12 protein-coding genes and 2 pseudogenes are annotated in these 12,890 nt (G+C 42.9%); 7 read left to right on the top strand and 7 right to left on the bottom strand.

Annotation, left to right across the window (positions count from 1 at the left end; genetic code table 11):
* Positions 1-14: 14 nt before the first annotated feature.
* Positions 15-833 carry a formate dehydrogenase accessory sulfurtransferase FdhD gene (locus AC3RV5_RS06880; RefSeq protein ID WP_489731212.1) on the bottom strand — a complete coding sequence of 273 codons (819 nt, stop codon included), beginning with the start codon at positions 831-833 and terminating at the stop codon, positions 15-17.
* A gap of 166 nt (positions 834-999) precedes the next feature.
* A complete protein-coding gene (locus AC3RV5_RS06875; RefSeq protein ID WP_489731211.1) occupies positions 1,000-1,884 on the bottom strand; it encodes a sulfite exporter TauE/SafE family protein in 885 nt (294 codons plus the stop codon).
* Between the two features lie 149 nt (positions 1,885-2,033).
* Between AC3RV5_RS06875 and AC3RV5_RS06870 the strand changes: the two genes are divergently transcribed.
* A complete protein-coding gene (locus AC3RV5_RS06870) occupies positions 2,034-2,540 on the top strand; it encodes a DUF2244 domain-containing protein (protein ID WP_489731210.1) in 507 nt (168 codons plus the stop codon).
* A 15-nt stretch (positions 2,541-2,555) separates the two neighbouring features.
* On the opposite strand, the gene AC3RV5_RS06865 is transcribed toward AC3RV5_RS06870, so the two are convergent.
* The gene (locus AC3RV5_RS06865) at positions 2,556-3,662 is read right to left on the bottom strand and encodes a DUF2855 family protein (protein ID WP_489731209.1); all 1,107 of its coding nucleotides are present in this window, start codon (positions 3,660-3,662) and stop codon (positions 2,556-2,558) included.
* Between the two features lie 145 nt (positions 3,663-3,807).
* On the opposite strand from AC3RV5_RS06865, the gene AC3RV5_RS06860 reads away from it, so the two are divergent.
* The 6 genes from AC3RV5_RS06860 (at position 3,808) to AC3RV5_RS06835 (ending at position 9,459) form a co-directional block, all read left to right on the top strand.
* Positions 3,808-4,746, top strand: coding sequence for an MBL fold metallo-hydrolase (locus AC3RV5_RS06860; RefSeq protein WP_489731208.1), 939 nt, complete (start codon positions 3,808-3,810; stop codon positions 4,744-4,746).
* Between the two features lie 829 nt (positions 4,747-5,575).
* On the top strand, positions 5,576-5,935 hold the full coding sequence (locus AC3RV5_RS06855) for an NmrA family NAD(P)-binding protein (RefSeq protein WP_489731207.1): 360 nt from the start codon (positions 5,576-5,578) through the stop codon (positions 5,933-5,935).
* 297 nt (positions 5,936-6,232) lie between these two features.
* Positions 6,233-6,421: a hypothetical protein gene (locus tag AC3RV5_RS06850; RefSeq protein WP_489731206.1), complete on the top strand. Its 189-nt coding sequence runs from the start codon at positions 6,233-6,235 to the stop codon at positions 6,419-6,421.
* Positions 6,422-6,611: 190 nt separating this feature from the next.
* Positions 6,612-7,769: an ergothioneine biosynthesis protein EgtB gene (egtB, locus tag AC3RV5_RS06845; protein ID WP_489731205.1), complete on the top strand. Its 1,158-nt coding sequence runs from the start codon at positions 6,612-6,614 to the stop codon at positions 7,767-7,769.
* Between the two features lie 38 nt (positions 7,770-7,807).
* Entirely contained in the window at positions 7,808-8,755 is a 948-nt protein-coding gene (locus AC3RV5_RS06840; protein ID WP_489731204.1) for an L-histidine N(alpha)-methyltransferase, read from the top strand.
* Positions 8,756-9,237: 482 nt separating this feature from the next.
* Positions 9,238-9,459, top strand: a complete 222-nt coding sequence (locus AC3RV5_RS06835; RefSeq protein ID WP_489731203.1) for a hypothetical protein — start codon at positions 9,238-9,240, stop codon at positions 9,457-9,459.
* Between the two features lie 156 nt (positions 9,460-9,615).
* Here AC3RV5_RS06835 and AC3RV5_RS06830 read toward each other — a convergent pair whose 3' ends face one another.
* From AC3RV5_RS06830 to AC3RV5_RS06815, 4 genes and pseudogenes are all read right to left on the bottom strand, one after another.
* The gene (locus AC3RV5_RS06830) at positions 9,616-10,167 is read right to left on the bottom strand and encodes a MarR family winged helix-turn-helix transcriptional regulator (protein WP_489731202.1); all 552 of its coding nucleotides are present in this window, start codon (positions 10,165-10,167) and stop codon (positions 9,616-9,618) included.
* 287 nt (positions 10,168-10,454) lie between these two features.
* Positions 10,455-10,850, bottom strand: a pseudogene (locus AC3RV5_RS06825) (aminotransferase class I/II-fold pyridoxal phosphate-dependent enzyme); the annotation flags it as partial.
* A gap of 86 nt (positions 10,851-10,936) precedes the next feature.
* Positions 10,937-11,502, bottom strand: a pseudogene (locus AC3RV5_RS06820) (IS1595 family transposase); the annotation flags it as partial.
* Between the two features lie 116 nt (positions 11,503-11,618).
* The gene (locus AC3RV5_RS06815) at positions 11,619-12,887 is read right to left on the bottom strand and encodes a dihydrolipoamide acetyltransferase family protein (protein ID WP_489731201.1); all 1,269 of its coding nucleotides are present in this window, start codon (positions 12,885-12,887) and stop codon (positions 11,619-11,621) included.
* Positions 12,888-12,890 lie beyond the last annotated feature (3 nt).

The following is a 12,890-nucleotide window of genomic DNA, read 5'->3' as shown; positions in this document are numbered from 1 at the left end:
ATGTTACTCGCTGTTCAGTCAAACCGCACACGCTCAGAGCCACTGTATACATTTAGACTGCCAGCTTTGATAAAACCAATTAAACAAATATCACATTCTATCGCCAGTTCAATGGCCAAACTTGATGGCGCACCCATGGCCAGCACTAAGGTAATATTGCTCATGGCGGCCTTTTGCACGAGATCGAAACTGATGCGGCCACTGAGTACCACACCGTATTGGTGTTTGCCTGGTGCGAGTAAGGTCGGCAGATGGGCGCCAATGAGTTTGTCTAACGCATTATGTCGGCCAATATCTTCATATACGTCTATCAGGGTGAGTTTATCCGAAGTAAGCGCTGCTAGGTCAAACAGCCCGGCGCCATGATTACCCCCGGTTTGGGCAAATATAGGTTGTTGTGATTTGAGCATTTGAGCCAGGGGGTAAACCCAGGCGAGAGTCAATGGTAAGCCGGCACCAGCTAAGCTGGCTGGCAGTTTGGCCAGCAAGGACTCTATGCTTTGCTGACCACATACTCCGCAACCTGAATGGACATACTCCAGGCGTTGATAGTCGCTGGTATCCAAGTTGATATTGGGGCGTAAGGTCACCAATACCTGATTACTCTGACCGTGTTGCACACGGCCGGTACCGGTATGAGTCACGCTGTGAATATGACCACTGTCGGTCACCAAACCGCTAGTATGTAACCAGCCACGCACCAAATTCAGATCATCCCCGGGGCTGCGCATGGTAGTGATCAGCTTAGTAGGGCGGGAATCGCCTGGGAGTTGTAACTTTAACCAAACTTCCAATGGTTCTTCGCTGGCGATAGTATCAGCGCAGGGATTCACCTGGTACCCAACTGCACTGCCCCTACTCACCACAGAGTGAGTGTCGCCTGGCTCAAGCTTTACTTTGTGAATGTGAAATGACTTCAGCTCTGACACTTTTTACACGCCCTGTTTTACCTTGTTGCCTGTTAGCCTTTGCTTATCAAACGGGTGCTGAGACATCACCCTACAATAATAGGGTCGACAATCCCATCAACAATATCCAGCTAGCAAAAAACATTTTTAAATGTTTAGGCGAGAATTTTAATACTAAATGTTTAGCTAAAATGCCGCCAATAATGGCCCCCGCTCCGGCAAAAAGCACCACAGGCCAATACACCGCCTGCGTTTGCAGAAGATGAAATAATATCCCTGCCCAAACGCAAAACGCACTGACGATCACCGCACAGGCTATGGCAAAGGTCACATTAAAGCCGCGCATAATTAAATACACGGCCACGAGCTCACCTACCCCTATAGATAACCAAGCAGTAATACCGCCGCCTAAAAAGGCAATAAGCGGCAGGCAGAACTTGTCAAAGGTGCCAAAGGAGTGGCGAAACACCTGACGCTTTAGTAAGGGTACCGTGGCGAATAGCGTCAACGCCAACAGCACTGAAAACACCCCAAATCCACTATGTAACAGTTCGGATGACGCAAATTCGCCGAACCATTTCGGATTTAACTGTACCAGTAATAATCCGAAGATGGCCGCTGGCACGGTGAGCAGCAGTGCCCTCGGTAACCGTTGCCAATCTGACGACTGGCGTTGCTGTTGTCGATAAAAGGCCCACCAGGTAAGCGCGCCTGCTGTCATGCCACAGCACTGGATAGCAAAACTGGTAGCTACGGTCGTCTCGGCCGAGAAAGCCATTTGCTTGAAAAACGGCACAAATACTACCCCTCCACCGGCACCGGTAGCATTGGCAAACGTAGCCCCGACAATTCCTAAAATAGTAAAACCACCATATTCCAACAGCAGGGTTAAGGGTTGGGGATCCAACAAAAAAATGGCCGACCAAATCAACAACATGGCCAGGCGAACTTGTACGACTGAAAATTGGGAAAACATGACTTTTACGCTACATTTTACAAGGTATAGGACTTTGCCAGAAATCTTATTGGCTGGCAAAACAAAGTAGCGAATTTAGGTAGTCTATTATTTGGCGGATAGGTTACTACAGGAAAATGGCAAAGCGGGTGCAGATAGCAGAGTGAACCATGGTAAAACTACAGCAACTGACCCAAAAAACAGTGATTACTTTAAGCCCAAATCGCTCGGCAAATTGGCACCAGTGCAAAATATTGCTTTGTGTTATGGCCACCGTAATATTGATCATCGCACTGGCCTGGAGCTTAGTAGGTGCCTGGGTAGTATTGCCCTTTGCAGGCTTTGAAATCTGCCTGTTGACTTATTTGATGTATCGCGTTTCTTATGCCAGTTATCAAAAGCAAATTATCACTATCACTACTCACACCTTGGTGTTGCAAATGGGCACTTATTATCCACAACAGCAATGGGTTTTCAAACGCCAAAATATGCATTTATCGATTATTGAGGCCCAGGCTGATAATGAATTTTCCACCACTGAGCTTAGGTTACATGACGAACAAATAATGGTTGAAATCGGTAACTTTTTAAATCAACACGACCGCAAACTTGCCCTGGTCTATCTGCAGCAACAGGGCCTGCGGGTACAAAGCAACAAGTGGTGGCACCGCCCTTAAACCAGGGGTATTGAATTAAAATTCCAAAACATTAATTTTGCGATTATCCAGGGTACCTGCCAGCCCCTGTTGATATACTGCTTCTATGGCTGTTACTCCGCTATAATTTGCCACACTGACTTTACCTTCAATATGTTTAGAAAATTGCTGCCAGGCCTGGGCATATTTTTGGCTAAAACCCTCAGCACCCCATTCGGAAGTGCGTTTTTTGACTTGAGCTGGGGCGAAAAACACCTCTCCCGGCAATTGCCCCTGGGGTTTGTTTTCTTGGGCTTTTACATCTGTGGCTCCAATAAAAATCATTCTGGCCAGATTAGCCGATAACTGTTTTTGCAATTCCACCAGCAAAGGTTTGTTGCCGGCAAAATCCAGTAACCAGCTATCACCGTGGGTGGATAACCCGTCAATATCTGTATAGTCTAATACGTAGTCATAACAACCCAGCTCATTAACAAAAGCCTTATTGGCATTTGATGTTAGCCCCACAACTTTGTATTGCTGGCCACGGTCGGCTTTGTGCTGCTGCAATAAAAAAGCCGTGCCATAGGCCGTTTTGCTCGAGGCACTGGTCAGCAAAATATGCTGCACTTTGGGGGGCAGGTGATCTCCTAAAAAATCATCTAATACAAAAGAAGTCATAAACAGCGGGCGATAATTCAGCTGCCAAGCTTCGCGTTTGGCCTGATAGCCGGGATCTTTGGCGCAGCGCAAGTAATTGTCGTACACGGGGGAAATACTCTTGCGCTGGGCGCTAACATCAAAAAAGTGACTGGCCGACGTTTTACCCGCGGTGATCACTAAATGGGAGGCCATAGGCAAATAACCAAACACTTTTTCACCCACCATCACATTGGGATGTCTGGATGCCACTACAGTGGCAAAGCCCCACACTGGCACTTTCCCCCAGCCCTCATTTGCGTGGAAAAAGCCCCAGTAACCCATTTTATTGCCAAGTAGTGCATAGGTGATATTGTTAGCAGAAAAGCCAAAGGAATCGGTTTTAAGCAGTACCTGATCGGCTCCCAAGCTATCTGTGTTAAGCTCAGTTTTGACTATTCTGGTTTGGCTGATATCGTTTTTGTTGAGCCAAATTTCGTTAACCTGTAGATTGTTATGTGCCATGACCGCCCCAGATGATGAATAAAAATGCTCCGAGCAATCATAAGTTTTAAATGAAATGATTGGTTTTAAATCGGCATCATATTTTTGAATACGCGCATATAACAGGCATTGATAACTTGCTTTACGGCAATAACCGAGACACATTGTGGACTTATCAAAATCATTCCGTTTCTTTAGGCAATCTGCATACATAACCGCCACGTTGTTAATGCTAGGTGCGCCTCAGGCCCGAGCCGAAACAAGCTGCTTCACCAACGAAGTTAAATTGCAGGTATTGGGTTCAGGAGGACCAGAATTAGACGATGGACGTGCATCCAGTAGCTATCTAATTTGGCATCACAATAAAGCAAGAGTATTAGTGGATGCTGGGGCGGGCAGCAGTGTGAACTTCGGTGCCGCTAAGGCTAATTTCGCCGATTTACAAGTAGTGTTGCTCACCCACTTACATGTAGATCACAGCGCTGATTTACCCGCCTTTATAAAAGGCTCGCATTTCACCTCACGCAGCCAAGACCTGCCAATTTGGGGCCCCGGCAGCAATGCATTAATGCCTTCTACCAAGGACTATGTAGAACGTTTAATGGGCGATAAAGGGGCCTTTGCCTACCTAAGCGATTATACCCAGCCAGATAGCCAGGCGGCCTATCACATAAAGGCGCACAATATTCCCCTCACACCGCACAAGCAGCACCGCGTTAAGATCAACAATAACATCACCATCTCCGCTAGCCCAGTGCACCACGGACCTATCGCAGCTGTTGCTTGGCGGGTGGATATCGCAGGTTGCAGCATCACCTTCTCCGGGGATATGAGCAATCAATACAACACCTTAGCCACACTTGCCAAAGACAGCGACATACTCATTATGCACAATGCTGTGCCGCAAAGTGCAAAAGGTGCAGCGATTAATCTGCATATGCGCCCTGTTGATATTGGTAAAATCGCTAAACAAGCCAATGCCAAACGCGTAGTGTTGTCGCATTTTATGAATCGCACCCGTAAGGATAGCAAAGCAAGCATTGAGTACATTAAGCAGAACTATTTAGAGCCAGTGGAATTAGCCACGGATATGGCGGAGTTTTAAAAAAGTTGCGCTGGTTGAGCGCAACCTTACTTCAAAAGTATTCGCTACGCGCACAAGGCACTCACTGCTTGAACTCAGATATGCGCTTCGCTTACCCGCGTCTCTACAACTGGAACGCCAGCCCGGTGGAACGCCAGCCCGGTGCTCCCAGCGTTGTTCTACCTTCCAACGATGTTGGTCGCTTGCGAGATATAACAGACCATCCATGATCTGCCAGTCACTTTTTTATTAAATGCGTTCATGCATTGAACCTAAAGGCCAGCTGAAGCGTTTGGCCTAATTGTCGAAAGTAAAAACATCATCCCTGATGGTCATCCCCCATTCTCACCCACTTACCGAGCCGTTCATTTGGGCGCTACTGTGTCGCTAAATAGTCCAGTTTCACCCCGGCAATTAATCCAGTGATAGCCTTCAATACTCGAAGATCCGTGAGTCGATATAATTGTTCTTGGAATTATATAAATGGCCAATTACATGTGTCTTGTTATCGGGAAAATTGGAGTCGCCAAGGCATGTCTTCGGTCACACACACTACGTGCACCGAGCACTGTTTTTTTTTTGCAAAAAGAGGCGTTTCTAAATAGTATATTTTGTTAGAAACTTAACGGTGTGAATCGCCTCTTATTTACTGGACACCTCTTAGCTCGTTAAACTCATTACAAAAGAGATTGTTTAGATGGGTTTTTATCTGCATAAATCAACTCATCGAAAATCACTCCCTGGCTGCGCCACAGCGTTCGCAAACGCTATAAAAGCGAAACGTTGAGACTATATAATTCTAAAACATGGCAGCGAGTTAACGCATTATTTAACGTTAAAGTAGAAGACATTGAAAATAGCAATAACAGCGGCAAGTGGGCATTTAGGAACAGAGATAGTCAAAGCCACTGTCGCTTTGCTATCAAAAGACGATGTAATCGGGTTGGCGCGAACACCAGATAAGGCTAAACAGCTGGGCATTGACATTCGTCCTGGTGATGACAATGATAAAAGCGTGTTAGAAAAATCTTTGCAGTCTGTGGACACATTATTATTGGTATCCGGTATGGATGCCCCTGAAAAGCGCATTGAGCAGCATCTTAATGTGATCCAAGCTGCGAAGAACGCGGGGGTAAAAAAGATTGTTTATACCCGTGTTCAGGGGGCAGAAGAAAATACTGCTTTTTCGCCAGTCGTTCGAAGTAACTGACTGAAAAGATGTTTGCAACAGTGGCCTGGATTGGGTCGTTGGGCGCAATGGGATTTATATCGAGCCTGATGTTGAATATATCGAAGTCTATAAAGAAGCGGGTGGAATTTTTAATTGCGCCGGTAATGGTAGATGGGGCTATACCTCTCGAACCGAGTTAGTGTATGCGTACGCAAAAATGCTATCCGAGGACAAACACAATGCTCAAACCTACAATTTGCACGGTGAAGCAATCACTCAATACCAACTTGCGGATTATTTTAATATTAGGTTTGATACAGATTTAAGCTATGCCCCATGACCGTAGAGAAATACCGCGAGGAACGCGTCACGGAACTGAGTGAATTTCTAGGTACTGTTATTGCGGGATTTTATCAGGGGATTCGCCAAGGGAAAGCGGATAATGTCAGTCATTTCTTTGCGGCAGCAGGCAAAGAGCATGAAAGCTGGCAGTCCTACTTAGCACGTATTAAAGCAAAGGTATAATCAATAAAGATAGGGCGCGAGCTTTTCCGTGACTTATCCCTGTTGATAAGCCAGGTATTGCCTCATCTCCGCTTACATAGAAAATATGTCAAGCAGTTTGACGCAATGAATTAGATCGCCCTTGTATTGAATATTAGGCTTAAGAGAAGCAGCCTTTAGGTTCAACATATTATTTTTAAGGTGTAGCACTATGCTATTAGCCCAGTATCAACAAACACGGAAATACACCGAGTCTCTTTGCGCACCACTTAACGTTGAAGACTATATTCCGCAAGCGGTTGACTTCACGAGCCCGCCCAAATGGCATTTGGCGCATACTAGTTGGTTTTTTGAAGAAATGATCCTGACAAAATTTGTTGCTGATTATGTCGTATTTGATACGCATTTTGGTTTTTTGTTTAATAGCTACTACCAAAGCGTTGGTGAAAAAGCCGTGCGCGCCCTACGTGGCATAATCACACGGCCCACTGTTGAGCAGGTGTATCAATACCGGCATTATGTGGATGAACACATCCAGCGTTTGCTCTGTGAAGATATTCCGGACACAATCAAAGTGCTCATTACTCTTGGCATAAATCATGAGCAACAGCATCAAGAATTATTATTGACCGACCTAAAATACACACTGTCGTTAAATCCTATCTACCCCGTATATCGCCAAGATTATAACCTTGTACGTGATCGCAATAGCGTTAATCCAGAAGATAAACAATGGCTAATTATCGAGGAAGGCGTCTATGAAGTGGGTCATGCAGACGATAGTTTTTGTTTTGATAATGAACGAGGACGCCATAAAGTCTACTTACCACACTTTGAGATTGCAGCATCTCTGGTTACCAATGATGAGTATATTGAATTTATAGAAAGCGGGGGCTATAACACCTTTAGCTATTGGTTAGACGATGGCTGGGCATGGCTGGGCAACAATCAAATCAACAGCCCTTTGTATTGGAAAAACATTGATGGCCAATGGTATTACTATACATTAGCGGGTATAAAAGCAGTTGATAGACAGGCCATTGTGTCGCACATTTCGTATTATGAAGCGAATGCTTTTGCTAACTGGAAAAGTATGCGCCTAGCCACTGAATTTGAATGGGAAGTTGCTTCATCACAATTTGATTGGGGCCTGCGTTGGGAATGGACATCATCGGCTTATCAAGCTTATCCGGGGTTTAGCATGAGTGAAGGTGCGGTTGGGGAATACAATGGAAAGTTTATGGTTAATCAAATGGTTTTACGCGGCGGCTCTGTTGCTACCGCAAAGAAACACTCAAGAGCCACTTATCGAAATTTTTTCCAGCCGCATTTTCAATGGCAATATTCTGGCATTCGCTTAGTCAAATAAGCAAGTAGTATTAAAATTACAAGGAATAGACAAGCAACATGAGAGAACAATTTGCTAAAAATGTAGATGTTGGTCTGAGTCAATCTGAAAAAACACTACCCTCTAAATATTTCTATGATAAAAAAGGCGATGCGCTTTTTGTGGAAATCATGAAAATGCCCGAATATTACCTAACCCGCTGTGAAATGGAAATATTTACCAGCCAAACTCAAGCGCTGATCGAGTCATTTCAAGCTGATAAAAATATTTATTTTGAGTTAATTGAACTCGGTGCGGGCGATGGTAGTAAAACCCATAAACTTCTTGAAGCCCTTAGCCAAGAGGGGTATCAATATGACTACATGCCTGTTGATATTTCTAAAAATGCATTAGATAAACTTGAAAAATCGTTGCAACAAAGCTTGCCACAGGTATCGGTCATACCAAAACATGGCGACTATTTTGATATGTTAGGTTCCGTTAAAAATAGTCATCATCCCAAAATCGTGCTTTTTCTGGGCTCTAACATTGGCAATATGACTGACGCGGTCGCCAGCGATTTTCTTTATCAACTTGGCGCAAATTTAGGCAAACATGACAAATTACTATTGGGCGCAGACCTGATCAAGTCTGCCGATATTGTCTTGCCCGCCTACAACGATGAAAATGGCATAACACGCTCGTTTAATATTAATCTTTTGCATCGCATGAATTCAGAACTAGGCGCAAGTTTTGACCTAGACGCGTTTATACACGCCCCCGAATACAACGAGTGCGAAGGCATCGCCAAAAGCTATTTATTAAGTAACTGCGAGCAATCCGTCGAAATCAAAGCGACCGGAAAAACCTATCATTTTCGCGCAGGAGAGAAAATTCATACGGAAATTTCACGTAAATATAATGATGAAATTTTATCTGGAATATTACACAAAACCGATTTTTTGATAACGGCGAAGTTTACTGATAAAAACCATTATTTTGCAGACTACTTATTGAACAGAAATTAATAAATGAATTCAATCTCTAGCTAATTAGAAATAAATCCATCGTAAATGTGATCTGCTAATCGCAAACACTCGCCTATGGCCCGTGGTTAGCTGAGTGAAAGTTGTACAGTATGAACTTTACTTTTGGTGAATTAATCTGTTTGCTTGTTTAATGTCAAACTGATCAGAGGTAACTTACCGGTTTAACGCTCGCCTTGTCCAGACGTCCATGTCTGGCCATGCGACAAGCCGCAGTTGCTATCGGGAAGTTTGCAGCAAAAGGCAAAGAGGCTTTTTATAGCAAAATTGGCTACTCTGTACATAATGGCAACCAACTTGGTCTAGGTATGTGCAGGTTTATTTAACCCTAAAGCCCTAACAAACAAATGTTGTTCAGGCTGCAAGCAGCCTTGGGGGGCTTTCACGCAGGCTTTGCTACTGCGCTCGCTTGACCACAACATTCGCGCATTAGGTTACTAATTATATATTCGGGGAGAGGAGCAGTGTTAATTTTGGAAATCATTGCTATTTTGTCTTGCACCATATTTGCCGGGGCAGCCATATATATCAATTTAGTTGAGCATCCAGCTCGTTTAGAGTGTGGTACCAAACTGGCTGCAACCGTTTTTGGCCCCAGTTATCGTAGGGCCGCGTCTATGCAAGCGTCTTTGGCGCTCATTGCTACGATCTCTGGAGTATCTTTAGCAAAAAACTTGGGCTCGTAACCGTTCACCGGGGGGCTTTATATAATAATATTGTTAATTTTATACGATACATATTCAATTTCTCTTAATTTAGTCGAATATGATATTTAGCGAATTTGTTATAAAGGAGATGAAAATAGAGGTGAATCATAATGTTAGTGAATGCGATGTTTTTATCTACTCCCATTCATCTTCGAATTCATTTTCCATATGTTGCAAATGACGATCAAGTTTATTTAATAAGTGATGCAAAGTAGACAGTTCTTCGTGTGTGAAGCAACTATCGATCATTTGTCCGGTTTCTATACGTTTAGGAGTTACTTTGTCGTAAAGTTTAGCACCAGATTCTGTTAAATAGATCAAAACCTTGCGTCTATCTTTCTTTGAATTTAATGTATCAATTAAGTTTAAAGTTTTTAAAACCTTCACTGCGCGAGAAACAGTAGCTGAGTCGGATTTCAGTATGTTAGAAACTTTACCATTTGTTAACCCTCCATATGCCCCCAAAATTGAAATAACACGCCATTCTCTCTCTCCAATAATAATGTCGGTATCATTTAACAATTCAGATAAATCATTACCCGCGTGTGACATCTGGATAGCCAAACAATACATTCTATAAGGTAAAAATGTTTGTAAATCTAAGTTTGAATTAACTTTACCTTTAGGAAATTTTGCTTGCTTCTTAATGTTTACACTTTTATTCGTCACAATTGATTCATCAGACATAGCTTCATTTATATAATTATCGACTTCAACAGCATAATAAAGCTCTTTATATAGTAATGAAAGATCAATTTATTAATTGATTTCATTAGAACGTGTTGATCTTTGCGGTACGATATTCAAATAAAAGAACACGATATTGCCCAAAATTCATTCGATACAACACAATGAGCAGGGCAACCGCATGAGTGTCTAATTTTTACACATCTCGCTAAATCCCCCTTTTAAAACAGCCTCTAAGAAGGTTGGTTTCATCCATGCTCGTTTGCGTTTTGCACTGATACTGCCTAGTGATTTTCCCAAGTAGGATCACTTACCCACATAGTAGCGTTAGGCACACAAGAATTAATAAATTCAGCGGCTACACGCAATGCGCCTGTTCCACCAATTGTTGAAATGGTGCGAACACGGTCTTCAATTAAAACTTTATGAGCATCAAAAGTTAATTTACTCATTTCATCATTAAATTGTGTCGAACCAGTTCGACCAATATATGCCTTAGTATCTTCTGTATCTAAACGATACTTTTCTGCTTTTTTTACACAATTTAGGATCTCAGTGTGTCCTAATTCGTTCTTGCATACCCCAATACCTAAATCAATCTTCTTAGGATTTTCATCTTGTTTGTATTTAACTAGCAGCCCTAAAATTGGATCATCTGGCATAGCGTTTAAATGACTAAACATAAATATTACCTGATAGTTTTTCGTGGATAATGAGGGTTAACAATCATAAGGTGACCTGATTACCCACAAACATCAGGCCGCCTCTGTCGCTGGGACCATTGGGAAATCGCTGTGGATTTGGATCCATTCACCACGTTCATCTTCATTCAAACTGGGTGGCCTTGCTCATTCAGGGCTACTGCGACAACAAACGGCGTTTTACCTGCTGCACCGCGACCACGCCTTACTCCTCGTCGCTCGTCTCCCCAGTACACATTATCTAGTTGTACTATGCCGCCAATGGAATACTTATCATCCGCTTCTTTCATTGCCTGTAACAGCTTATGCTTTATCTTCGAGACAGTGTCATAGTTGACGCCCAATTGACGTTTCAGTTCCATCGTTGACAGTTCCGTTTTGGATAGAGTGAGAAAATGAATTGCCATAAACCACTTTGTTAAAGACAATTTGGTGCTGGCAAATAGAGTTCCGCTGTTCAGAGAATGTTGATGACCACCGCGGTTACATTGCAGAAGTTTGCGACACTTCAACTGATAATACGTGTTGTTACCGCCGTCCCTGCACACATAACCACTTGGAAAACGCCATTTGAACAAGGCTTCTTCACACTCTTGTTCTGTGCCATGCCATAGTCTTCTATAAATTCAAACAAACTTTACCTTTGCTGGAGCTGCACGTGGTTCTTAGCCATGGGCTTCCCCCAAAATAACTGGTGTTATATGCTGTGCAACGGTGACTGAGCAAAGTGGGTAATCAGGTAATATTTTGTTAATTCCCCCAATTCTCAATAACTTCGACAAATTTAGTTAAAAAAAGATTGGTCTGATGCGCATCAAGTGCCCGATGATCAATACTTAACGAAACATAACACTTCGGTTTGATCACTATAGAATCAACATCGCCCACGCCTTCAACTACCACGCGTTTTTCTAATTTACCTACACCTAAAATAGCGACTTCTGGTTGATTTATAATAATCGGCGTGGCGATTAAGCTACCGCTAACACCATGATTTGAAATGGTAAAGGTACCGTTTTTCATGTCGCTTGGTGTTAGTTTTCCACTGCGGGCTTTTTCTGTTTGTGCCGTTAATGCTTTAGCAATTCCAAATAAGTTAAGTGATTGCACTTGCTGTACTACGGGTACAACGAGCCCAGCGTCTCCTAAAGCGGTACCAACACCAATGTTAACATCACTAAACAGTTCCAATGCATGCTCATGAAAACGTGCATTAACTTGAGGTACTTCTTGAACGGCTTTAACAACTGCGGCTAAAAAATAGGCCGTAAAAGTTAAGTTAACCTCACACTCAGCGTATTCTTTTTTATGCCATTTTCTATGTTCAATAATATTGCTCATATCCATTTCAAAGATACTGGTTACATGAGGAGATGTTTCCAATAAACTACTAACCATATGATTTGCTATAGCTTTTCTCATATTAGTGTGTTTTATCATCGTACCTTTAAGTGGTCTACTAGTCGTTTCCGGTGCTGACATTGGCGTATTTTCAAGAATGGGGGGATTGGCAAGCGGATGATTTTCTATATAAGTTCGCACATCATTTCTGGTCACTCGTCCTCGTCGCCCAGAGCCAGTAATGAGATTGTGATCTAAATGATTACTTTTTAACAAGCGACGCGCAGCAGGGCCAATAAGCTCATAACTGCTATTCTCGTCATCATTTTTAATGTTTTCAAAACTAACCATTGTTTGTGAACGAGCGACTGTTTGATCATTTACCGTATTTTCAGTGGTTTGATTAACATGGCCACTATCAGTGCTACTTGCTAAAGGGTTAGTATCTAGATGGCCTAATATAGCATCAACAGCTATTTCTTCACCTTCACAGGCAATAGCATCACGTAAAGTGCCGCTTTGGGGGGCGCATATTTCCATCGACACTTTGTCTGTTTCTAATTCTATTAAGGGATCACCCGCGTTAACTTGTTGACCAATTTCTACTAACCACTTTGACAAGGTTGCTGAAGTACCCTCTAACTGTGCTGCGGGTAATATGATATCTATTATGCTCATTTT

The organism is Paraglaciecola sp. IT1134 (genome assembly GCF_058068185.1).
Note: the sequence above shows the minus strand (reverse complement) of the source record. Positions and strands in the feature narration are given on the sequence as shown.

What these genes read in the sequence shown, in the direction of transcription:
- AC3RV5_RS06850 (WP_489731206.1), top strand. Translation starts at nt 6,233, where the DNA reads ATGACCGTAGAGAAATACCGCGAGGAACGCGTCACGGAACTGAGTGAA.
- AC3RV5_RS06870 (WP_489731210.1), top strand. Translation starts at nt 2,034, where the DNA reads ATGGTAAAACTACAGCAACTGACCCAAAAAACAGTGATTACTTTAAGC.
- AC3RV5_RS06875 (WP_489731211.1), bottom strand. Translation starts at nt 1,884, where the DNA reads ATGTTTTCCCAATTTTCAGTCGTACAAGTTCGCCTGGCCATGTTGTTG.
- egtB (WP_489731205.1), top strand. Translation starts at nt 6,612, where the DNA reads ATGCTATTAGCCCAGTATCAACAAACACGGAAATACACCGAGTCTCTT.
- AC3RV5_RS06840 (WP_489731204.1), top strand. Translation starts at nt 7,808, where the DNA reads ATGAGAGAACAATTTGCTAAAAATGTAGATGTTGGTCTGAGTCAATCT.
- AC3RV5_RS06830 (WP_489731202.1), bottom strand. Translation starts at nt 10,167, where the DNA reads ATGTCTGATGAATCAATTGTGACGAATAAAAGTGTAAACATTAAGAAG.
- AC3RV5_RS06865 (WP_489731209.1), bottom strand. Translation starts at nt 3,662, where the DNA reads ATGGCACATAACAATCTACAGGTTAACGAAATTTGGCTCAACAAAAAC.
- AC3RV5_RS06815 (WP_489731201.1), bottom strand. Translation starts at nt 12,887, where the DNA reads ATGAGCATAATAGATATCATATTACCCGCAGCACAGTTAGAGGGTACT.